Source organism: Halanaerobium kushneri (assembly GCF_900156285.1).
Taxonomy (GTDB): domain Bacteria; phylum Bacillota; class Halanaerobiia; order Halanaerobiales; family Halanaerobiaceae; genus Halanaerobium; species Halanaerobium kushneri.
Genome location: NZ_FTNC01000004.1, coordinates 42,875 through 67,339, shown reverse-complemented (window position 1 = coordinate 67,339; position 24,465 = coordinate 42,875). Strand labels below are relative to the sequence as shown.

The 24,465-nt window shown below is 35.1% G+C and carries 19 protein-coding genes; 3 read left to right on the top strand and 16 right to left on the bottom strand.

The genetic code is table 11. The features are described 5' to 3' along the window. Window positions 1–17 precede the first annotated feature (17 nt). From BW929_RS03950 to BW929_RS03895, 12 genes are all read right to left on the bottom strand, one after another. A complete protein-coding gene (locus BW929_RS03950; RefSeq protein ID WP_084566083.1) occupies window positions 18–1,814 on the bottom strand; it encodes an HD domain-containing phosphohydrolase in 1,797 nt (598 codons plus the stop codon). After that, window positions 1,801–3,291, bottom strand: coding sequence for an ATPase domain-containing protein (locus BW929_RS03945; RefSeq protein ID WP_076544090.1), 1,491 nt, complete (start codon window positions 3,289–3,291; stop codon window positions 1,801–1,803). The genes BW929_RS03950 and BW929_RS03945 overlap by 14 nt, the downstream gene beginning before the upstream one ends. Window positions 3,292–3,322: 31 nt before the next feature. Further along, window positions 3,323–3,664 (bottom strand): Na-translocating system protein MpsC family protein, encoded by a 342-nt coding sequence (locus tag BW929_RS03940; RefSeq protein ID WP_076544089.1) that lies wholly within the window; start codon window positions 3,662–3,664, stop codon window positions 3,323–3,325. Window positions 3,665–3,976: 312 nt separating this feature from the next. Continuing rightward, window positions 3,977–5,392 (bottom strand): cardiolipin synthase, encoded by a 1,416-nt coding sequence (gene cls / locus BW929_RS03935; RefSeq protein ID WP_076544088.1) that lies wholly within the window; start codon window positions 5,390–5,392, stop codon window positions 3,977–3,979. A gap of 15 nt (window positions 5,393–5,407) precedes the next feature. Beyond that, window positions 5,408–6,514 carry an HD-GYP domain-containing protein gene (locus tag BW929_RS03930; protein WP_076544087.1) on the bottom strand — a complete coding sequence of 369 codons (1,107 nt, stop codon included), beginning with the start codon at window positions 6,512–6,514 and terminating at the stop codon, window positions 5,408–5,410. Between the two features lie 63 nt (window positions 6,515–6,577). Continuing rightward, window positions 6,578–7,984: an apolipoprotein N-acyltransferase gene (gene lnt, locus BW929_RS03925; protein ID WP_076544086.1), complete on the bottom strand. Its 1,407-nt coding sequence runs from the start codon at window positions 7,982–7,984 to the stop codon at window positions 6,578–6,580. 69 nt (window positions 7,985–8,053) lie between these two features. Further along, on the bottom strand, window positions 8,054–8,725 hold the full coding sequence (locus BW929_RS03920; RefSeq protein ID WP_076544085.1) for an LptA/OstA family protein: 672 nt from the start codon (window positions 8,723–8,725) through the stop codon (window positions 8,054–8,056). 14 nt (window positions 8,726–8,739) lie between these two features. Beyond that, a complete protein-coding gene (locus BW929_RS03915) occupies window positions 8,740–11,955 on the bottom strand; it encodes a YjgP/YjgQ family permease (RefSeq protein ID WP_076544084.1) in 3,216 nt (1,071 codons plus the stop codon). Between the two features lie 31 nt (window positions 11,956–11,986). Continuing rightward, window positions 11,987–12,772, bottom strand: coding sequence for a BsuPI-related putative proteinase inhibitor (locus BW929_RS03910; protein ID WP_076544083.1), 786 nt, complete (start codon window positions 12,770–12,772; stop codon window positions 11,987–11,989). A gap of 19 nt (window positions 12,773–12,791) precedes the next feature. After that, complete coding sequence (locus BW929_RS03905) at window positions 12,792–14,165, bottom strand: S8 family serine peptidase (RefSeq protein WP_076544082.1); 1,374 nt, start codon at window positions 14,163–14,165, stop codon at window positions 12,792–12,794. Between the two features lie 59 nt (window positions 14,166–14,224). Then, entirely contained in the window at window positions 14,225–14,770 is a 546-nt protein-coding gene (locus tag BW929_RS03900; protein ID WP_143414008.1) for a hypothetical protein, read from the bottom strand. 63 nt (window positions 14,771–14,833) lie between these two features. Beyond that, window positions 14,834–15,271 (bottom strand): MgtC/SapB family protein, encoded by a 438-nt coding sequence (locus tag BW929_RS03895; RefSeq protein WP_233493774.1) that lies wholly within the window; start codon window positions 15,269–15,271, stop codon window positions 14,834–14,836. 195 nt (window positions 15,272–15,466) lie between these two features. On the opposite strand from BW929_RS03895, the gene BW929_RS03890 reads away from it, so the two are divergent. Next, complete coding sequence (locus BW929_RS03890) at window positions 15,467–15,955, top strand: hypothetical protein (RefSeq protein ID WP_076544079.1); 489 nt, start codon at window positions 15,467–15,469, stop codon at window positions 15,953–15,955. A 106-nt stretch (window positions 15,956–16,061) separates the two neighbouring features. On the opposite strand, the gene BW929_RS03885 is transcribed toward BW929_RS03890, so the two are convergent. The 3 genes from BW929_RS03885 to BW929_RS03875 form a co-directional block, all read right to left on the bottom strand. Further along, the gene (locus BW929_RS03885) at window positions 16,062–16,595 is read right to left on the bottom strand and encodes a transposase (protein ID WP_076544078.1); all 534 of its coding nucleotides are present in this window, start codon (window positions 16,593–16,595) and stop codon (window positions 16,062–16,064) included. Between the two features lie 220 nt (window positions 16,596–16,815). After that, a complete protein-coding gene (gene nifJ, locus BW929_RS03880; RefSeq protein ID WP_076544077.1) occupies window positions 16,816–20,346 on the bottom strand; it encodes a pyruvate:ferredoxin (flavodoxin) oxidoreductase in 3,531 nt (1,176 codons plus the stop codon). Window positions 20,347–20,521: 175 nt separating this feature from the next. Next, window positions 20,522–21,196: a class I SAM-dependent methyltransferase gene (locus BW929_RS03875; RefSeq protein ID WP_076544076.1), complete on the bottom strand. Its 675-nt coding sequence runs from the start codon at window positions 21,194–21,196 to the stop codon at window positions 20,522–20,524. A 140-nt stretch (window positions 21,197–21,336) separates the two neighbouring features. Here BW929_RS03875 and BW929_RS03870 point away from each other — a divergent pair, with 140 nt between their 5' ends. Next, the gene (locus BW929_RS03870; RefSeq protein ID WP_076544075.1) at window positions 21,337–22,680 is read left to right on the top strand and encodes a DUF2330 domain-containing protein; all 1,344 of its coding nucleotides are present in this window, start codon (window positions 21,337–21,339) and stop codon (window positions 22,678–22,680) included. A 36-nt stretch (window positions 22,681–22,716) separates the two neighbouring features. Further along, window positions 22,717–23,196 carry a hypothetical protein gene (locus BW929_RS03865; protein ID WP_076544074.1) on the top strand — a complete coding sequence of 160 codons (480 nt, stop codon included), beginning with the start codon at window positions 22,717–22,719 and terminating at the stop codon, window positions 23,194–23,196. Between the two features lie 96 nt (window positions 23,197–23,292). On the opposite strand, the gene BW929_RS03860 is transcribed toward BW929_RS03865, so the two are convergent. Further along, window positions 23,293–24,459, bottom strand: a complete 1,167-nt coding sequence (locus tag BW929_RS03860) for a nucleotide sugar dehydrogenase (protein ID WP_076544073.1) — start codon at window positions 24,457–24,459, stop codon at window positions 23,293–23,295. Window positions 24,460–24,465: the final 6 nt, after the last annotated feature.

Below are 24,465 nucleotides of genomic sequence, written 5' to 3'. Positions count from 1 at the left end.
AATTCCCCCAATTTTATCTATTTTTGAATCATTTCTATAAATTTCTCTGCCAGATAGGGATCAAACTGACTACCTGAGCACCTTTCGATTTCAAAGAGAGCTTCCTTTTGAGATACAGCAGACTTATATGATCTCTGATTTGTCATTACATCGAAACTATCTATAATTGCTATAATCCTTGCTGTATAAGGAATAGCCTCTCCTGCTAAACCCTGAGGGTAACCTTTGCCATCCCAGCGCTCATGATGCGACAATACCCCTTCGGCTACAGATGCAAGTTCCGGAATCGATTTAACGATTCTGTATCCACTTTCCGGATGGTTTTTAATAGTTTTAAATTCTTGCTCAGTTAATTTATCTGGTTTTTTTAAAATTTTTTCAGGAATAGACACTTTACCTATATCATGTAATCTGCTTAATAACTTTAGATTATCAATTTGGCTTGTCGAAAGATCTAATTCCTCAGCAAATCTAATTACTAATTTATTCATTCGTTCTGCATGGTCTTTTGTTTCATGACTCTTTTCCAGCAGTGTATTCTCCAGCGACAAAATAATCGAATTGCTTGTGCTTTCACTGCCAGCAATTTTATTTCTATACATCCTATCTTCAGCTTTTTTAAAGACTTCTTCATAAGACTGATCTTCATCTATTATCTGAGCAACACCAAGTGCTATACTCAATTTAATTGGATTTTTATCTGCTTCAGCACAAAGTTTTCTTATCCGGTTCGAAACTTTTCTGGCGTCTCCAATCGAAGTCCTGGGTAATAAGATAACAAATTCGTCTCCACCCCATCTGGCAATTATATCTTCGGAGCGACAGGCACTTTTAAAAACTCCAGCAATTGATTTTAAAAGCTGATTACCTTTTTGATGTCCAAAAGCATCATTAACTAATTTTAATCCATTAACATCCCCCATAATCACTGAAATAGGGAGCTGGCGAATAGTATTCAATCTTTTTATCTCTTCCTCTAAATAATTCCGGTTATATAATCCGGTCAGCTTATCATGGTAGTTTAAAAACTTTATTTTGTTTTGATTTTGCTTTTTATCAGTAATATTTTGGGCTGTTATCAGTACCGAAAATTTATTATTAAAATTCACCTGGCTGCAGTTTAAGCTGAGCCATTTAATTTGATTGTGATTATCCATAACTCTAACTTCTTCATTTTTAATCTCTCTATTCTTATTTTCTCTGAACATTTTTTTAATTCGTGTTTTATCTTCTTTATGAATAAAAGAAATCAGATTTTTACCGGTAAGCTGCTCATATTCAATTTTTAGTATCTTTAGAAAAGCTGGATTGGCATAAATTATTTTACCCTGATTTAAAATAAAAATCCCGATAGGGGATTTTTCAGCAAGTTCGTAATATCTATATTCAGATTTCAAAGATAAGTGCCTTATTTTTAACAAATTATCTATTCGATATTTCATTATTTGTTTTTTTATTGGCAGTACAAAAATATCATCAAATATATCAGCAGAACTCTCAAAATAAAATTCGTTTCTGATTGAGTTAGACAATAGAATTACGGGTAAGAATATAGGGTTTTTTCTTTCTTTTAATTCCCTCAGCTTATCTTTAAACTTTTGATAATAATATTCATCTATAATGATCAAATCCCCAGCTTCAGAAAATAACTGTTCTTTATCATTAAAAATCTCAATCTGATAATCTTTTTTTAAAAATTTTTTTAGCAGTATAATATTTTGCTTATTATTATTTAGAATCAGTATTTTATTTACTCTATTAAATTTAAATTTCTTAAACATCTTATTTAGTTCTCCAGGATTATTTAAGTCCATTTTTTGAACTTTCCTTAAGCTCTTTATTGATAAATTCAGGGTTTCCAGTTAAAATTCCCCGCAGCTCAGTTAACGGTTTCCCAACTTTGATTCCCTGGCTGCAGATCTGAAATTCGCGCAGCTGTTTTTCAAAGTCACTTAATCGCTTTTTTAAAACCCCAATTGCTTTTTTTAACTCACCATTAAATTCTAAATAACGCAAGAACATTATATTATCTGCTAAATAACTGATACCAAGCTCTGTCACCTTAAAATCACCTGTGATATTAGCTATTTCGTTAATTAACAGAACAGTAATTCCAATATTATTTAAATAATTAGTTAGAGAGTGTAAGTTTCTTATCAGTTCATTTTTGCCTGCTGAAGAACTGGCAAAAGACAGCTTATATCCTGAAACACTATCCAGCATAATGTTCCGGGTATTATTTTCCTCTGCTTCTTTAATTAAAAACTGAGTAAATTCCCCCGGAGTATATTCTAAGGGGTCTACTTTTATAATTTCCAGTTTATTATTACTTATCAAATTATCTAATTCAATACTGACAGATTCAGATCTTTTGAGAAGTGTTCTGTCATCTTCTTCAAATGTATAAATTACTGATCTTTTCCCTGTTTTGGCAGCTGACTGCATAAACTGAACACCAAAGGTAGTTTTCCCTACCCCGCTGGCCCCTGATATTACAGTCGTAGTTCCACTTTCTATACCACCATGAAGCAATTGATCTACTTCCGAGATTCCAGAAGAAATAATTTCGCCTGGATAATCAGTCTTGTTTTTCTGCAGCCTTAATTTGGGGTAAACTTCTAGCCCCTTCTTTTTAATCTTAAAAGAATGTTGGCCCTTAATAAAATCTGAGCCTCTAAATTTACTAATATTAATATATCTCCTATTTTTATCAGCAAAATTTAAGTTCAGAACACCATCAGATAAAAATTGCAGGTCGTCATCAGGCTCATTTTTGCTGGCTTCCGAAGATACAAGTAAGGTTATTTTATTATCTGCAGCAAACTGAAGCATTGATAACATATATTTTCTAAACTCATATTCATTTTTAGATAAAAATCTGAGCTGTTTTAAACCATCAAAATAAACTCTATCTGCATTAATTTCATTTAAACTGGTAATTATCTGATTAATTAAAGGTTTCTTTTCAACTTCTTCCACGGGAAAAACATTATAACTTTTACTATTCTCAATCAAATTAGAAGAAGGACTCAAGTCAATAAAACTTATCCTGTCTAAACTAAAATTTCTACTTTTAAAATCATCAATTAATTTGTTTTGGTCCTCTGTCAAAGTAATTAAAGCTGATTTTTCGCCATTTTTAACCCCTTCAACCAGATAATGAATACCAAGAGTTGTCTTTCCCGTCCCCGGACCACCCCGCAATAGATATGTTTTGTTTGCTATTAAGCCACCATTTAAAATTAAATCTAATCCTTCTACACCTGTAAGTAAACGTTTACCTCTATTCATCAGCTACTCCTTTCTGACTAGATAAAGTTATTTATTCTATTATCTTATCTAATAAGAAAATTATAATTTTCTCGTTTTCTGATAACGCCATATTTTCATCATAATAAAAATCAGTTACTTTATAATTTAAAACATCTTCAATAATTTCTTTTGCTTCTTCTCCCCATTTACTAAAAATGTGTTTATATGTTTTTTTAATGATAGTTTGGCCATCACTTGTTGTAAAATTACTAAATATTTTTTCTGGATACCAGTTAATTTTTATGATTAATATATTTTCAACCGCATCTGTTTTTAAATATTTAGGCCCCTTTCCAGATATGTTTTTGTATAGCTTGCTTAATTCATGATTCAATGCTGCATATTTGTTCACTAATGTCCAGCTCCCCCAATTTAGTATGTTTAATAGAAAAAAATGTAAATAAATAGAAAAAACCAACACTCAATAGTGTTGGTTCAGGCTTAAAACAGGCCTAAGCCCATTTCTCTTCCTAAATTCAGTATTACTGGTCAAAAATCAATTTTTCAAATCTCATTCATCCCAGCCCATAATTATTGTTGTTATTAGATATTATTCTACAAAATCTTTCATATTCCTGCAAAAAGAAACCTTTTAAAAGTTAAAAAATCCACAAATGCTTCTATTTATCGGAAAAAAATTGGTTGCATGCCCGGTGGCTGCAGATTATAAAATTGGAGATAAAAGCCTGGAAACAGATTCCCTCAGTTTCATTGTCCAGCCTCTGTTTTCATATACTTCTCTTGTTATTTCTTCTGATTTTTCTAAATCATCCATAAAAATTTGATCATGCTGCTTGGCAACGTCAGGGTCATAAATAAAAGCATTGATTTCAAAATTAAGCTTAAAACTACGGACATCCATATTGGTGGTTCCGATGGAAAGCACCCGACTATCAATACAGATCGTCTTGCTGTGCAGAAACCCCTCTGTATAATGGTAACAGCGGGCTCCAACATCCAGCAGCTCACCTACAAATGAATTATTAGCTGAATAGACAAAAGGATGATCTCCTCGATAAGGAATCATAATTTTAACATCAACACCAGAGCGAGCAGCAAGTTTTAAAGCCTCCAGCACAGATTGATCTGGAATAAAATAAGGTGTTTGAATATAAATTGACTTTTCCGCCTCATAAATCATTTTCAGAAATAATGATTTAATCTCTGCTTCTTTAGAGTCAGGTCCACTGCTGACAATCTGGACTGATACATCCCCCTTAAATTCTTTGTCAGGAAAGTATTTGCGTTCTCCAAGCAGATCATGTCCGGTAGCAAAATCCCAGTCCAAAAGGAATCGATATTGAAGGCTGTCGACACTCTCTCCTTTTAAACGGAGATGTGTATCACGCCAGTCACCAAATTTACGGCTCTCACCCAGATATTCGTCTCCAATATTGATTCCTCCAAGATAGCCGATCTGACCATCAATAACTACATTTTTGCGATGATTACGATAGTTCATATCAAGTACAAAGGGAGCAAAAGAAACTACCTCTCCACCAGCATCTTCCAGTTCGAAAATTGCATAACGCGAAAGATTCCTGCATCCCATTCGATCATAAAGTAATCTAACCTCCACACCTTCTGCTGCCTTTTTTGTTAAAAGCTGCATAAATTGATTTCCCAGCTGATCATTGTTAATTATATAATAATTAGCATGTACAAATTCTTTAGCATTTTTTATATCTTCAAATAGATCATCAAACTTTTCCCGACCACTGGTATAAATATCGAGCTGATTACAACCTATACCTGCAGGAAGATCATTTTCAAATGCAAGCCGAATTATACTCTGTTCCAGATGTTTAAAATGATTTATTCTTCTTTTTAATTCTGCAGTAATCAATTGCCGGTCATATTTTTTTAATTCGTCTTCCTGTTTCCGCTGAAAAACCTTTCTTTTTTTGGGTGTTAGACCTAAAAAAAGATAAAGAATAAAACCTAAAACTGGAATTAGAGTTAGAATTAAAAGCCAGGCCCAGGTTGCAGTCGGATCCTTTCGTTCAAAAAAGATTAAAAGAATGATAAAAATTATATTTAAAATTATTATTCCAGTTGGTAAAAAAGATAAAAAATTCATAGAATCGCCTCAACTTTAGTTCTGCTCAATTTCTTCCTTTATTTTTTCTGCCTGCTCCATATTTTTAACTAATTTTTCAATGTATAGTTCACTCTGGCTGTTCAAGTCAAGATAGTCATCTCCAATTTTTACAATTGGTGCCTCCGGATGAACCGGATTTATAAATACAACCTTTGCCAGTTTTCCATTGCTTAAAATTACTCGATCACCAATTAAGGAATAGGGGATTTTTTCAACAAAAAGCATCTTAAGACTGTGATCAAAAGAATCAAAATCTTTTTCCATAATTTTAACTGCTGTAAAAGGAGAAACGGAATTCTGATAAGGGCGATCAGTTGTCAGGGCATCAAAGGTATCGCAGATAGCAATTATTCGACCAAATAAAGGTATATCTTCACCTGATAGTCCCAGCGGATAACCTCCACCATGATAGCATTCATGGTGAGTTAAAACACCGGCCATAATGCTTTTAGAAAAACGTCCACTTTTTTTGAGCAGTCTGTATCCATATTCAGAGTGTTTTTTTACTTCTTCATATTCTTCGTCAGTCAGCGAATCAGGTCGGGTTATAATTTCTTTTTTAATTCGACTCTTGCCTATGTCATGAAGAAGTGCAGCTGTTGTCAGATTATAAATCCTATTTTCTTTTAAATGTAACCAATTTCCAAATTTATTAGCTAAAATACCAACATGTAATGAATGTGAGTAGGTATATCTGTCAATGTCACGGGTGATTTTTAGAATATCTTCCAGACCCAGATATTCAGAAATTTCGACCGCTTCTTCGGTCAAACTCCTGACAGTTCTAAAATCAACCTTTTTCATATAATAAGCCTTCTTATAGGCTTCAGAAAAATCTTCCAGGTTCTGCTCGTATTTCTCACGGGCAACTATTTTTTTACCTTTTTCAGCTTCAATTGCTGCTGCGGTTTTGATTTGAATTTCAGTAATATCAGTTTCTTTTAACTGATCAATTAATTTTCTGTTCAATCTGGTTCCTGGTGGAATTAAGACACCACCAAATTCGCTCCGAACTTCTTCATCAGTTATCATTCCAGTTTCTAAATCAATTATTTTGAATGTACTGTTCTTTGCTGCAGAAATATTAATCCCTCCCTTCACTTACAAAAAATAGCTATTACTAATTATATTATAACATCTTTGAATCTAAAACAACAGGATTCCTCATTTAACATGCTGTAGCTCAAGATTAAGTATATGATAATTTTCTCTGGAATCAACTCGCTGATAATTACCGGAAGGATAGATAATCCCATTATAAGATTTATTACCTGTCTTAATTACCGGTATTCGATTCTCAACAGCTCTAAATACAGCCGCCTGCCACATTATATTTTTTAACAGCTGGCTTTCCCGAAACCAGGCCTCATTGGTTTGATTTACAATAAAATCTACTTCTTCTCTATTTAATCTAACATACTCAGGATATAATATCTCAGAACAAATCACAGTTTCCCACTTTAAATTTTGATATTCAAATATCTTTTTTTCTTCCCCTGCATTGAGAGATGAAAAACTATAAGATGTATATTTATTCAGCAAATCAATAAAGGGATAGGTTTCGCCAAAGTAGAGAAGTAAATTTTTATCATAACGAGAAATGATTTTCCCCTTGTTTGAAATCAGATAGGAACTATTATAGCGGCCACTACCAGTATCTTTAGACGCCAGTGATCCAATTTGAATAGGAGTTTTAAGCTCTGCAGCAACCCTAGCTAAAAATTCCTGACGGTAATAATGATCAGCTTCAAAGTCAAAGGTCAGATTTGTTTCGGGAGCTATAATAAGCCGGGCCCGGTTCAATTTCGGAGCTGCATTTAAGGTCAGTTCTATATTCCGCTGCAGCTGATCGGCACTCCATTTTTTCTGCTGTGCAATCTCACTTGTAATAATTCCGATTTCTATTTTTTCCCTGTCAACATTATTGCTGAAACCCCAGCTCTGCTCGCTATAATTAGCAAAACTAAAAATAAAAATAAGTAAAAACCCAAGTATAACTGCTTTTTTAAATTTTTTTTGAAAGATAATCTGAAAAATTAGTCCATTGGCAAAAACCAAAATAAATGTAAGAAGCCAGGTCCCTCCAACATCAGCCAGCTGAATAAAACTTAAGAACTCAGCCTGGGTATAGGCAGGATTCGCAATTGGAAAAAAGAAAAATAAATAATGACGGACCAGCTCAAAAAGAGTCCAGCAGCCAGCAAAGAAAAATGCCGAAAGTGATCTTTTTGCAAATAATTGCTGCTGCAGATAAAAATATAGCATAAAAAATAGCCCGTAAATTAAAGAGAGTACTAAAAAAAGCAAAATTAAGAGCAGAATGATAGTTATAGTAGCGGCTGATGTATATAATTTAATAGAATAATACAAAAAGTTAGCTGATAACAATAAAATCCAGAATCCAAGATTCCACCCTCTTAAAAAAATTTTCCGGTAATTAATTTCCGGACTATAAATATAGATGTAGTAAAAAAATGGCAGGAAAGCAAACCAGCTCAAAAAATATAGGTGTCCATAATAATTAGCAGCTGTCATTAATACTGCTGATAGAATTGTTAAAATAACACCCATTTATCATCTCTCCTCAAAAAACTCAATTAAAACAGCCAAATTTAATTTCCTCATTTTTTAATATTTAAATTAGTCGAGTATCATTTTAATTTCAACATTTCCTTCTGCAGTATAACCTTCTTCTCCTTCTTTTAAATTAAAGGTGGCCCGATCACTACGAACCCAGTCTCTGCCTTCTTCAATCTCTACATTGCCAGTTAATTCCATTGTTTCACTTTCTCCATTATAATTTGCTTTATCCCCTCTAAACTTTTGATTATCATAATCAATTTCCACATTCTTTTCAGCAATGAAAGACTTATTGGCTCCAGTTATTTTTAAGTAATCACTGTAGAGCACCATTTCTTTGCCATCAGACAGCAGATAATTTAGTACTGCTGCCTCTTCGAAAATATATTCTTCATTTTCTAAAAAAACAGTTAATTTTTCGGACTTAACCCGACCATCCGGATATTCTACTGCAATTTCTTCTTTTAAAACTATTTTTTGTTGGTCCCGAAAAAGCTCTCCCTGACTGGCATTAATAATTGTATCACCTTTTTGAATTCTGACTCCTCCACTCAAAAGGGTTTTTTCTTCCTGATATTCTAATCTTGATGCGTTGATATAGACAGTCTCACTCTCTACTGCTGTTTCTGCTTCCTCTGGTTGCTTATTCTGAGCCAGAGCAGGAATTAATATGCTAAAAGTTAAAATTAAAATAAAAATAATAAGCGCTGTTTTTATTCTAAAAGTATGCATATCTTATCTCCTTTCTACAGTTCACCACTTTTAAGACGATCCTCTATACTGGATTCAAAAATCAAATCATCCTCAGTTTTAGTAAAACCAACAGGTTCTGCTGGAAAAATCTCAAGCGCATACTGAACTGTAAATTCCTCTTTAAGATAATCATAGCTGAATTTGAGCTCTCGACAGTGAAACTTCTTATTTAGCTGAATATTGGCCTCACTGATCTGACTGTCATAATCATAATCAAAACTTAAATTACTTTCAAAATACCAACCCCAGTCTCCTTCTAGTTTATAAATTAACTGATTGTCAATTTCTCTAAGCTGAGAAGTATTAAGATTATATTCCAGTCCCAACCTGTGTTCCCAGCGCTGCCCCTCGTAGACACTATGAAAAATTAGATTATCATCAAAAATCATATTATTTAAGTCATAGCGGGTACCCATTTTAAGTTCCCAATTTTCAGTCGGATTTAAGTTCAGATATAATTCCAGGGGCAGATACTGATAATCCAGAAAGTCATAGCCACTTTCCAGATTAAAATATAGATAGGGAAGAATTCTGTAGTCAAGCATATTTTCAATCTGATTTTCTTTTTCTCCTTCGTCAAAGTTAAAAGGCGTATAGCCCCACTGCTGCTGATATTTATAATTATTTCGCAAACGTAAATTACGACTTAAATTTGTCCGCAGCCTTAGTTCTGTTGCTGACTGCTGCTGCCCGGGTATGCTATTATCTTCTCTTCCCTCAATCTGATAGCCACTACTGCTAAATTTTTGCAGCACTCGCAAGTAACTGTTTAGTGGCAATACAAAGCCATCACTGTATTTTGCTTCTCCCCGCAGACGATAAGCTTCGATTCCACTGAAATCTTCGTAATAACGACCTAATTGAGCTAAATAAGAAAAAGGTCCTGGAGGATTATATTCCAGAGATAATTCCGGCAGACGAGAAAACTTAACCTGATCAGCTTCTGTTAAGCGGGGAGCATACTGCTCCATTAAAAAAACAAAGTCATAATAGCCGCTTCTTTTAGAAATTGAAAATTCTCCACCTTCTCTGCTCTTTAAAGACTCTCCCGGACTTTCTCTTTCTCCATTATAGTAATTTAATCGACTACGCCAGCCTTCACCCGGGTTATAGCGTAAATCCAGCTCTCTGTTAATTTCTCTTTCAAGTCCGTCTTCAGGATCACGAAAATATTCTCGATCATAATTTAATCTGGTTGATAAACTATCAAAAAAACGATCATAAAAATAAAAATCAAAACCGTAATCTCTTTGATCACGATTGTTGGCTTCAAAATAATCCTGCTCCTCATAATCAAAATTGATTCTGCTGCGGCGGCTCTCCTTTTTATAATAAAAGTCAAGTGCGGAATCTATTTCGATTTTATTATCATAGTCCTGATAAAAATAAGAAAAATCTTCTTCCCAATTTCCGGGATTAGCTTCGTGATATAATTCGGCTTCCCAGTTGAAAAGACCCGAAAGATCGGTTTTATTCTGCTGGCTGTAATAATAAAGATAGGCCTTTTGCCGGCTGTTATTAATAAAATACTGTTTTACTCCTCCTGCTGTACCAGAAATAGTATAGTGGTCAAGATAAAAATTACCGGGGAGATCAAAGCGATTATTATAAAAATACCTGGTTTTGATAAACCATCCCCGCTGTTGATGATAGCCAAAGGCAGGAACAAAGTTACTGTTTTCCTGTTTGAGAGAAATATAGAGATAAGGCCAGTATAAAAGCGGGAGTTTGCCGTTTAATTCCCGGAACATAATATTATACATCTTAATATACTCACCCGGTCTGATAATGACCCGTTCTGCGTCAAAATAATAATGGGGCTGCCCAAAATCACAGCCAGAAATCTCTCCCGGCAGCAGCTCTAGATTTTTTGTTCTTTCTAGTTTGGTCTGACTGCCATCAGCTAGCTCTATTTTTATATCTTCTGATTTTAAATAATATTGACCATAACTGCCGTTAATATTACCCTTGATTTTAACAAAGTCACTACTTTGATCATAGTCTAAATAGTCAGCCTTAACCAGAAAATCTGCAGCCTGCCCATCCGTATTCAAAATAAAAAGAAGTAAAAAAACTGCTGTCGAAATTCCTAGAATTTTAAAGATTTTATTAATTATCTTCTGCCAGGAGTCTCGCCAGAACAGCAGGATAACTCCCAGAAATAGAAAAATAAGATTGGGCAGCCAGGCAGCAACAAGAGGAGGGAGTATATAATTTTTACCAAAGGAACGACTAAAGGAGAGAATCACATAATATAAAAACACAATTACAATTGTAAAAATCAAATTTAGAGTTCTGCTTTCCTTACCACTCAAGCTTAAAGGTACACTAATCAGCACAAATAGCAAAGCGGTCAGCGGTTCAGCCAATTTTAAGTGATAATCCACCAGCAGTGAATCAACATTAATTCCACTTTTTTTAAACAAGGCAATTCTTTTACCCAGCTCCTCTCTGCTCATCTCTGATGGAGATTTCTGACTACCATAAAGCTCCTGCATCTCATCAGTTAGCTGAATTTCCATCTCCTCAAATTTACTAGCTAAAACAATTTTACCCTGCTCATCATACTGATGAATAATTCCCGAATCTAAAAGCCAGCGATTTTCTTCAATTGTTCCCCTCTCAGCTGTAATAACTTCCGGGAACTGGCCCTGGTTTAGCTCATAAATAACAACTCGATGCAGTTCTCCTGCTTTTTTATCATATTTTTCCACATAAAAAAGGCGTCCCTGGGGTCCTTTAAAAAAAACTTCTGCCTCCGGTTCAGGCATAGCCTCTTTTAATATTGTTTCTCTAATAATATTATTTGCACGATGATTGGCCCAGGGAACCACATCTTCATTTAAAACCAAAGTTAATCCACTTACCGTAATCCCGATAACCAACAGGGGAATAATAAGCCTAAAAATACTAACTCCTCCCATCCGAATAGCAGTAATCTCATTTTCTCTATTTAGTCGACCAATTCCGGTCATGGTCGCAAATAAAACTGCAATTGGAAAGGTTTCTACCATTACTGAGGGAATCTTATAAGCTAAAAGTTGTAAAACAAGCGGAACGGGTACCTTCTTAACAATTATTAAGTCAGTCAGCTGAAAAAAATAATTACCAATTAAAATCACAGTAACTATAAAAACCCCTAAAACAAAGGGACAGCTGACCTCCTTAATAATATATTTATCAATTAATTTAACTTTGTTTTTAACCATATATTATTACCCCATCGAAAATATAAAATTATTAATCCTCAATTTTGAACTCTTTTTCTACAGGATCAAAATCATAATTAGCTGCTGTAATTTCTACCTCAACATAATATCTTCCTTCTCTAAACTGGTTTAAATCTATTTCTTCTTCAAAACTCAGAGAATCTCTACCTTCAATCTCAATATTCTGTACTGCTTGAGAAAATATTTTATCTGATGCCCAAGAATAAAGAACCCTACCAAATCTATTTTTGATATAAATGTTATATTTCTGTGCTGAGTTAAAACGCAGATTAATATCATCTCTGCCAGTATTCATAATCTCAATACTTAGCTGTAGTTTATCATAAATTCTAAACTCATCATCATTTAAATAAACGCGCAAACGAAGATTTTCTTCTATCTGATCATCTCGCCCAATCCTGTCCGGCATTGTTAAACCTTTTTCTACTCTCACATTAAAATTTAAAAACCCTTCCAAAAATTCTACCGAAACCAAAAAATGCTGATTGATAACAACAGGTGCATATTTTAAATTTCTATTCCTTAAATTGGATCTAACCAACTGCTGATTATTTTGTAAAATATAATAATTATTATTTTTTAGAACAATATAACGATTGTTGCTGACTTTATCAACCTCAAATAATCCAGCATCCACCAGTTTTTCAATCGGCAAATAAGTATCCGCAGTTATTTGGTCTGGAATAAGATCAAAGTCTATAGTTCTATTTTCTACTCGAATCTGAGCAGAAACTGAAATTGAAAATATTGCTGCAATAGCCATTGCTAAAAATATAATTTTAATTTCTTTTCTCAATTTAGACTCCTCCTTTAGGTTAGTTTCTTAATTTTTCAATACCTTCTACACTTAATGAAGCAGCAGAAGAGCTTGAGGTCACATAATACATGTCTATATCCTGATTATCATAAACTGCACCTGGATTATAATATTCCGCTGCATCCGTTATACCAAAATAATCTCCTCCGTCAATCTCAAAATTATCATTGATGTCTCTCCAGGCAACCATATAATAATCTCCAATAATTCTATCCGCTAAAGAATAACTGCCATCACTATTCATTCGGGTTGAATTACTCTCAATAATCAAAGTCCCATTGTTTTCAGTGGCTGCAAATACATAGGGGGCTCCTATTTTTTGATTTAATAATGCTCCATAAATATCAATCATTCCATAACCATATTCAGAATCTTTACCTTCAGCACCTAAATCAACAGCTGTGGAAGTTAATCTTCTCCTTACATTTTCAGGACTAACTCCTGCTTCTAGCAATAAAGCTGCTGCACCACTAACATAAGCAGCTGACATTGAAGTTCCTTCCATTTCTGTATATTCATTTGTATAAAAAGTTCCATTTTCAAAATATCCCCAGGTGCTTAAAATACCAGTGTCAACATCAAAATCTCCACCGGGTGCTACTACATCTAAGTTTGAACCATAATTTGAATAACTTGCCTGCTGATTGTTAATGTCTACAGCGCCTACTGCTATCACTTCTGGATAAGCAGCAGGATATAATACTGAACTAGATCCATTATTTCCAGATGCTCCTATTAGAATTTTATCCCTACTATCAGCAAATTCAACCGCTTCTGTCAAATGAGTAGGAAGATTGTTGGAATCTAAATCAGCACCAAGGCTCATATTTAAAACATCAGCATCATTATCAACAGCATAGTAAATTCCTTCTGCCACGTCAAAAGTATTTCCACTTTGAGTATCATCTAAAACTTTTACCGGCATTAAGTTTATACCCCAGCTAACTCCGGCTACTCCCGTAGTATTATTAGTTAAAGCTCCAATTATTCCTGCAACATGAGTACCATGACTTCCGCCATCGGCTTGAGTTGTTCTGTCTCTTATATCTGTATTAGCAGTATAATTTCTAGGATCAGTATTTCCACCACTATCACCAACCAAATTTGCTCCTCCAGATATATTAGCCTGTAAATCTTCATGATCTGGTATAATTCCGGAGTCAAGAACAGCTACAGTAACTGAACTGCTATATTTTTGTTCATCCCAGGCTGCTTCAAGATTTGTAGATATTGAGCCCCACTGAATTATGCTACGATTATTATTGGAATCAAATTCGTCATATCGCTCATCATTTGGAATAGACTGGACATAAACATAGTAATTGGGCTCAGCATATTCTATTCCAGGCTGACTAGAAAAGTAATCTATCATTTCTTCAACTGTTTTTCCGGCTGGTATTTTAAATTTAACCAGGTCACCACTGCCTCTATTTATTTTTTCGCAATATTTAATCCCTGAACTTCTTTTACCGTATTTGAAGCACTGGTTACAGTTGAATTATCATATTTAACAATTATTTCATCCTGAACAATCTTTGCTTTACTGAAATCTTTAAAATTAGAGGCAGATCTTAAATTACTGGAACTATTTATCCCTGATGCCTCATATTCTGTTCTATTACTTATATTGACCTGACCGTTAATTATTGTTGTATCTGCCACCGGAACAGCATTAATAATTAAATTATTATTAACATTTGGATAAACTGTTTCTACATAATCTTCAATAGCATCTTTTTTTCTAATTCTTAAAGTATAACTGTCTTTTTCCAAACCGGTAATATAAAACTCACCATAATAATCAGTCTTATCTCTTACCTGACCATCAAGTAAAACCTCAGCATTATAAACCATGGAATCTGTGTTATTATAATAAACTTTTCCTCTCAAAGAAGGACTGCTGCCATTACTGCAGGCAGCTAAAATTAAGCCACCCAACACTAGTATAATTAATAAAGTAAAATACTTTTTCTTCACAAAAATACCATCTTTTCTCTTTAATAATAACAATTAAAATTCCATAAGTTTAGTAAACAGTTACTAAACCCGTCTCTTAACTGAAGGGGCTACTCTTAAGCTAATAAAAATAATTAAAGTTGCAGCTATCGAAATATCATATAACCCATAGCCTACCGCAAGACCCAGACCTGCAACTCCCCACAGGCTGGCTGCTGTTGTTAGGCCTTCAATTTTGTCTTCCTGTTTCAAAATAGTACCCGCTCCCAAAAATCCAATGCCACTTACAACCTGTGCTGCCAGCCGAGCTGGATCACCCTGAACACCACTTAATGAACCACTAGATTCTGCGACTTCAACTGAAAGTATCATAATAACACAGGAAATAACAGCAACAATAACATTTGTTCTAATACCTGCAGCTTTATTTTGCTTTTCTCTATCATAGCCGATTAACGCTGCCATAATAGCAGCTAATATAAGACGAAAGACACCTGTCCAATTTAAAATCAAAAGCTTCACCTCCATAAGTTTCTATCTATATATTATATTCTGCATAATAATTTTCAATCCTTTAATAATTAAATTATAATAATTTAATTCTGATTTGAATTTAGTAAAATCAACAACAAACCACTCCATTATTTGAGTTAAAGCTCAATTAGTGTTATATTAAAAATAAGATAAACTGAATAATTTTGTAAGGGAGGTAAAACTATGAATATGAAAATAATTGCAACTTCAGTATTAATCATTATACTCACATTATCATTGCCACTGCTGGCAGCTGAAGATGACTATATTGATCTAAATGACTATGATTTAGACTTAACAGTGGAACAAAAAACTATCTTAAAAGATGAATTAACCACTATGGTAGATATTTATGGAGAAATTGATCTGGGAATGATTAAAATAATTCTGGGAGAATTAGAAGATAATAACGATGAATTTGAAGACGATTATGATGGAGACTATGATGAAAATTATAATGGAGATAATTTTGGTCGCGGTCTGGCTCAAAGGATTAAAGCCTACAAGGCAAATAATGAAGATTGGACCGGTCAAGGTCTCTCAAATATGATTCATAACTATATGCAAAATAATCATCCTGGAAAAGGAAAAGCTAAAGGCAAATACAAGAATCCCGTTAATGGTAATAATTCTGGAAAGGGAAAAGGCAATAATCCTGGTAAAGGTAATTAGAATTTAAAATTAATTTCAAAAAAGCTAAACTATTCAAATCTTTAAAAACAGCGGGCTATTGATTAAATTTCAATAGCCTTTTTTCTTTGTAAAATTGTTTGAAGGCTTAAATAAATTCCATAATGAATTTATTATATAAACTTCTTTCACCAGCAAAATAGTTTAGAATCTCCTCTTCTTTAACTAACTCACTTTTTTCTTCTCCTAAATAGATCCTGTAACTGCTCCAGCGATAATCTTTGGGGTTTAAGACCAGTTGATCTTTAACCGGATTGAGATGAATATAACGATTTACAATTAAATTGTAGTAATTATTTTCTATTATCTTTGAGCCATATCGACCCTGGAATACATGGCCTACTGTATTATATCTTTCGTTAAAATAACGCGCATAACGCCAGTTAATAGCCTGCATAATTTTCCAGATTTCTATATCTTCAGTTCTAAGATGCAGGTGAACATGGTTAGGCATCAAACAATAGCTTAGAATTACAAATGGATATTTATTATTTATTTCTTTAATTATATTAATATATATTTTAAAATCAATCCTGTCTAAAAAAATTGTTCTTTTTTTATTCCCCCTACAGGTAATATGATACTTTGCTCCAGGATACCAGACTCTTCTTTTGCGCACCATAAATACCACCCTTCTATTTTTTTGCTTCAGTTTAATTATATACTTTTATTTATATAATTTCAATATTTTTACAATTTAATTAAAAAATTTATCCGCTTATCTTTTCGACATAATAAGACAAAACTCGGGTGGTACACGGCACCAGTACGTTAAAAAAAAGACCAGCGGCGTCCCGCTGGTCTTTTATCCTTGCTCTTTTATTTATTTTTAAGCTATTTTATTACTCTTCTTCAGGAGCATAAGCCTGCTCAAGTCTCTTGTAAGACTGATAGCGTTCTTTTGCATCCTGTTCAGATTTTTCAAAGAGATCCTCTGCAATTTCAGGGAATGTCTTCTGTAGAGAGGAGAAACGTACCTCACTAAGAATAAAGTCTCTGAAGCTTTCAGTAGGTTCTTTGGAATCCAGACTAAATGGATTCTTTCCTTCTTCTTTAAGATCTGGGTTGAAGCGGAATAGGTGCCAGTATCCAGATTTAACTGCATCTTTCTCCTGACTAACACTACAGCCCATACCTTTTTTGAGTCCATGTGAAATACAGGGAGCATAAGCGATAATGATGGAAGGTCCATCATATGCTTCAGCTTCTGCGATAGCTTTGATTGCCTGGTTCATGTTGGCACCCAGAGAAATCTGAGCAACATAAACATAACCATAAGTCATAGCCATCTGTCCTAAGTCCTTCTTCTTAATCTTCTTACCAGAAGCAGCGAACTTAGCAGCTGCAGCAGTAGGAGTAGCTTTAGAGGACTGTCCACCGGTGTTAGAATAAACCTCTGTATCAAAGATTAATACATTTACATCATCACCAGAAGCGATAACGTGGTCTAATCCTCCGTAACCGATATCATAAGCCCAGCCGTCTCCACCAATAATCCACTGAGATTTCTTAGTAATAAACTCTTTACGGTCAACAATCTCAGCAATTACTTCGTTTTCACTGTACTTAGCGAGTAAAGGCATCATTTTCTTCTTGATTTCTTTAGTTTTCTCGCCGTCATTATAGTTATCTAACATTTCTTTCATTAGCTCTGTTAGTTCTGAATCTAAATCAAGCTCAATTGCTTCTTCCATCAGGTCAGCAATCTTAGCTCTAATCTGCTCATTAGCCAGATACATACCATAACCATACTCGGCGTTATCCTCAAATAAGGAGTTGGCCCAGGCTGGTCCGTGGCCTTCTGGGTTAGTAGAGTAAACAGATACAGGAGCAGATCCACCCCAGATTGAAGAACAACCTGTAGCGTTAGCAATCAGCATTCTGTCTCCAAATAACTGAGTTACCAATTTAGCATAAGCTGTTTCTCCACAACCTGCACAAGCACCGTGGAACTCAAGTAGTGGTTCCTGGAACTGACTACCTTTGATATTAACAGGATCCATTAAGTCATCCTTAATAGAAATTTCGTTAATAGCATAATCCCAGTTGTCTGCATCTTTTTCTACCATTTCTGCAAAAGGAGTCATCTCTAATGCATCAACAGGACAAACATCAGCACAAACACCACAACCTGTACAATCATAAGGGCTTACCTGAATCTTATACTGCAATCCTTCCAGCTGTTTACCGCGAGCATCAAGAGTTTCAAATCCTTCTGGAGCGTTTGCAGCTTCTTCTTCATCTAATAAGAAAGGTCTAATTACAGCATGTGGACATGCTAATGAACACTGGTTACACTGAATACATTTGTCACTTAACCAGTCAGGTACATTAATTGCAATACCACGTTTTTCGTATTTAGAAAGTCCTGGAGGGAAGTGTCCATCTTCACGGCCAATAAATGTGCTTACAGGTAATTCATCACCTTTTTGTGCATTAACAACCTTAAGTACATTCTTAACAAATTCTGGCACGTCTTCTTCCTCTTCCTTCTCAGCAGTTTCAGCACTAGACCATTCGGCTGGTACATCAATTTTAACTAATGCATCTAGAGCCTTATCTACTGCTTTATTATTCATTTCAACAATCTTATCACCTTTATGACCATAAGATTTTTGAATAGCTTCTTTTAGATATTCAACAGCTTCATCAACAGGAATAATGTCAGCTACTTTAAAGAAAGCAGTCTGCATTACCATATTGATTCTCTGTCCTAAACCAACTTCCTGAGCAATATCTACAGCATTAATTGTGTAGAGATTAATGTTATGATCAGCAATATACTTTTTCATTTTCGCAGGAAGATTTTCGTCCAGCTCATCAGCTGACCAGGTACAGTTAAGTACAAAGTTTCCGCCATCATGTAGATCTTCAACCATATCAAACTTATCTACATAAGATTCGTTATGGCAGGCAACATAATCTGCTTGATCAATTAAGTAAGTTGACTTAATTGGCTCATCACCAAATCTTAAGTGAGAAACAGTTACACCACCAGATTTTTTGGAGTCATAAGAGAAGTATGCCTGAGCATATTTATCTGTATTGTCACCAATAATCTTGATCGCATTTTTGTTAGCTCCAACAGTACCGTCAGAACCAAGACCCCAGAACTTGCAGCGAACTGTACCTTCTGGAGAAGTATTAATATGTTTTGTAAGTTCAAGATTCGTATTTGTAACATCATCTTTAATTCCAATTGTAAAGTGATCTTTTGGCTCATCTTTTCTAAGATTCTCAAATACAGCGTTAATCTGTGTAGGAGTAGTATCCTTAGAACTTAAACCGTAGCGTCCGCCAACTATAACAGGGCGCTTTTCGTGATCGTAGAATAATGATCTTACATCTTCATAAAGTGGTTCCCCTACTGCACCAGGTTCTTTAGTTCTATCTAATACAGCAATCTTCTCAGCAGTTTCTGGAAGAGCCTTCATGAAGTATTTTTCGGAGAATGGACGATATAATCTTACTTTAATCAGACCAACTTTTTCTCCTTGATCTACTAAGTACTTAACAGTTTCTTCGATAGTATCTGTTACAGAACCCATAGCCACTACTACATATTTAGCATCTTCTGCACCTACATAGTTAAATGGATGATATTCTCTACCTGTCAATTCTGAAATTTCCTGCATATATTCTTCTACAATATCCGGAACTGCATCATAGAAACTATTACAAGCTTCACGCGCCTGGAAGAAAATATCTGGGTTTTGAGCTGTACCCATTGTTACAGGGCGTTCAGGATTTAATGCTCTGTGTCTGAATTCACTGATCTTTCCGTAATCAACCAATCCTTCCAGATCATCATAATCCATAACCTCTATTTTTTGATATTCATGAGAGGTTCTAAAACCATCAAAGAAATGTACGAATGGTAAACTTGATTTAATAGATGCCAGATGAGCAACACCAGCTAAGTCCATAACTTCCTGAACACTTCCGGAAGCTAACATAGCTGTACCTGTTTGACGGGCAGCCATTACATCAGAGTGATCACCAAAGATCGATAGAGCATGTGTAGCAACAGTACGTGCACTAACATGAAAAACTCCGGGCAACTGTTCTCCGGCAATCTTATACATATTAGGCAGCATCAATAATAATCCCTGAGAAGCTGTGAAAGTAGTTGTCAAAGCTCCTGCCACCAAGGAACCATGTACTGCACCAGATGCTCCTCCCTCAGACTGCATTTCAGTCAACTTTACTTCCTGGCCGAAAATATTTTTACGACCATTAGCACTCCATGCGTCAACTAATTCAGCCATTGGAGATGAAGGAGTAATAGGATAGATAGCTGCTACGTCTGTAAATGCATAAGCCACATGAGCTGCAGCAGTGTTTCCATCCATGGTCTTCATTTGTTTTGCCATTATAACTTTCCCTCCTATTAATAAGGTAAATTTTTATTATTTATTTCCTCTTTAAGTATAATACTTTACAATTCTGCTGTCAAATATTTCACATCTTTTATTGACCATTTTCCGGTATTCGAAATTATTAGAATTCTTTAAATAAGCGCACTATTCAAGATGCCTTGATTTTACTTTATTTAAGCCGTTTTTTTGCAGTAATAATATAGAGGGATTTATTGAGATATTGATGCTCTATTTTGAGCTCATTTCGAGCCAGCATTTCGGTCAGTTTTTCTGGCTGATAAAAATTAACCGGCTCTCCAGCCAATTTTTCGAAAAAAATAATAACTCTGGTAAAAAAGGTAGTTGGATCAAATTCTAATATATATAGTTTTCCTCCCGGTTTGAGCACCCTTGCTGCTTCATTTAAAGCAGAATCCACTCTGCGAAAGTGATGCAGTGCATCAGAAATTGTCAGGTAATCAAAAGAATCACTGTCAAATGGCAGATCAGCACCATCGGCCAGCACATGGTTAACCTGCTGTTTAAAATCTTTTTTCCTCCCCTCAGCGAGCATGGCCTGCGAAGGGTCAGCAATTGTAACTGTAATGTTCCCGGGCAGATATCTAACAAGTTCTCCTGTTCCTCCTCCCAGATCAAGCAACTTAATTTCTGGCTGTTCAGCTTCCAATTCCTGTTCAGAGCTGTCTGCTGTCTGATTTAAATTAAAGCTATTTTGCCTGTCACTGGAATGTCTTTTTAACTCATCTTTTTTTATCCTATTTCCCAGCTCGACTAAAACTTTCTCATGTCCTGATATTTTCATAGCCAGATCAAAAATTGGGGCTGCTAGAGTAAATAAGTCCATATTTGTCACCTCTCTCTTGCAATTATATCACAAAAACTGAATATTAACAGGCTAAGTCTCTATAAATTTTGTTGCTGCAGGCAGGAAAAAAATCTATAGTTGGAGAAGTATATCATATGAGAATTAGAGGAGGGATAATCTTGAAAAAAACCATTATTCTATTATTTATCTTTTTACTATTAGTTTCTACAGGCGCTTTTGCAGACAGAGGCTCTATCCCCTTTATTGAAGGAGTGCAAATTTTTGAGCCAGCCCAGGATGCTCTAATTGCCTGGAACGGGGATGAAGAAATTTTAATTTTATCAACCGAATTATATGCTTCTAAAGCAACAAAGGTACTGCAGGTATTACCTTTACCGGCCGAGCCTGAAGTCAAGAAATCCAGTCGTGATGTCTTAAGACGAGCCAATGAATTTGTTTTTCAGGAAGTCTTTAACGATTTGAGACAGCCAGTCCTGAGGAGCACCGAAACGGAAGCTCCTGCTGCCGAAATAAAAGAAGAAATAGTAATTGGCTCCCACGATATTACGGTTGTAAAAGTTTTAAATCAAAATTACTTTGTCAGCTGGGTTAATGACTACCTGCAAGAAAAAGGCGAACAAAATCCAGTCATTCCCAGAGAACTTAAAAACACAATCAATAACTATATCAATCGCGGCTACAACTACTTTGTTTTTGACACTGTTGAAGTTGGACCTGATCCCAAAATTAACGAGGCTGTTTCCTATCAATTTAAAACAGATGAACTATATTATCCTCTAGAAATTACAAAATCTGACCGCGGAATCAGCGAAATCAGCCTTCTGATTTTAACTGATCAAAATCTCGTTAATTACAATGGAATTAGCAAAAATCAAATTACAGAAATGACACCAGCTGTTAATTTGACTTATGGAGAAAGCGCTTATATTTCAACATCTATAGCCGACCTCTTTATTGATGATATTGATCAGCTGAAACAGGAAACCAAAGATATTAAACTTTTAAATTGGGTCATTAAAGATGATCTGGCAAACTTTAACCAGGACTTGTTAGTTGATCAAAATCTGGGGGCATTATTAGAAAATAAAATTGTTTATCAGGGTACCACCTATCTGGATTATAGGGTAGATCAGGATTATCCTTATCAAAGTAAAAAAGCAATTGAGACAATTGAAGGTAAAGTTGAAATGAGAATGGGCAGCAGAATGTATCCCTGGATGGCTCCTTCAGTAAAGGGACATGTGCTATTTAATGCTGCAGAGGGAAATTTGCTCACAAATTTTGCAGCTGAAGGAAAATCTGTTAAAATAAAAGGGTACAGAAGTAAAAGTGCAAATATTTCTATGCGTGACCCAATAGACAGGATGCCGGTCATGGTAGAAATTAAAGATGTCTTTTATGTAACGGAAATTGTAGGCTGGAAGCCGTACAGTGGTATTGCTCTAAGCAGTGAAGGAAATTTAAACAACTCTAGAACTCGCTTCTGGCTGGAAGACAGGTAAATTTTAAACCTCTAAAAATTTAGAGGAGGTATCTTAATGCGGCTTAAAATCTTGATCCTGACTGGATTAATTATTTTAATCCTGGCAGCTCCTGCTGCTGCAGCTGAAATAGAAAACTATTACCTGCAGACAAGTTTTTTTACCCAGCATTTCAATCAAAGAGACTATCAGAATAACCAGCAGCATCTCATTGGACTGGAAAGACACTATGCCAATAATGACTTAGATGGTATTGCCTTTTTCAAAAACAGCTATGACCAGGACACAATTTATATTTACCGGGGAACAAACTACCATCTGTTCTCAATTGGCAGCACAGAGTTTACAGCTAAATTTACCTATGGTATAGTCGATGGTTATGATGATGAAAACGGAAAATATACTACCTGGATGCATCAAATGACAACTTTTCCCGGGGCAGTTTTCAGTATTGGCTTAAGAAGAGAACCTTTCCGTCTGGATTTAGTTCCTTTTGGAGATGCGGGTATTATAACTACCGGAGGGATAGAGTTTTAAGAATTTATTTTACTAGCTGCAGAAAGCTCTGAGAAACAAAAGCCACCCGTTTTGAGTCAAAAATATGACTTAATCCGGGTGGTTAAAAACTGCAGCTTAATTATTATTAAATAAATCTCTGGTATAAACTTTTTCCTCAACATCATCTAACTCGGCAGCCATTCTGTTGGCAACAATGATTTCTGATTCAGCTTTAAATTCAGCTAAGTCATTTATTACTCGTGATCTATAAAACTGATCGGCCTCCAGGGCAGGCTCATATACTACTACTTCAATTCCCTTTGCCTTGATGCGTTTCATTACTCCCTGCACAGATGACTGTCTAAAATTATCAGAGTTTTTCTTCATGGTCAGACGATAAATCCCTACCTTTTCCGGCTGCTGTTTAATTATCATCTCAGCAATATGATCTTTCCTGGTTCGGTTGGCATCTACAATGGCCTGCATAATATTATTGGGTACATTCTCATAATTAGCAAGCAGCTGTTTAGTATCTTTTGGTAAACAGTAGCCTCCATAACCAAAAGAAGGATTATTATAATGATCTCCTATGCGAGGATCCAGGCCGACCCCTTCAATAATCTGTTTACTGTCTAAATCCCTGACCTCAGCATAGGTATCGAGTTCATTAAAAAAAGCTACCCGCATTGCAAGATAGGTATTAGCAAACAGTTTTATCGCTTCTGCTTCGGTGGAATCCGTAAACAAGACTGAAATATCTTCTTTTTCAGCACCTTCAACTAAAAGATTAGCAAATTCCTGGGCCCTTTGAGACTGTTCTCCAACAATAATGCGAGAGGGATAAAGATTATCATAAAGTGCCTTACCTTCCCTCAAAAATTCCGGGGAAAATATAATATTTTCTGTATCAAATTTTTCCCGCAGTTCTTTAGTATAACCAACCGGTACAGTTGATTTAATAATCATCACGGCATCTTCGTTAAAGGAAAGTACATTAGCCACAACAGCTTCTACAGTTCTGGTATTAAAATAATTCTGATCCGGATCATAGTTAGTTGGGGTAGCAATTATTACATAATCAGCCTCCCGATATGCTTTAAGCGCATCAGTGGTTGCCTTTAAATCAAGTTCTTTATTTTCTAGATAGTCTTCAAGCTCTGGATCAACAATCGGCGACTTTCTTCTATTGATCATTTCCACTTTTTCTTCTAAGACATCGACTGCTGTTACCTCATGATTCTGAGCAAGCAAAACTGCATTGGACAGCCCCACATATCCAGCCCCTGCTACTGTGATTTTCATATTATC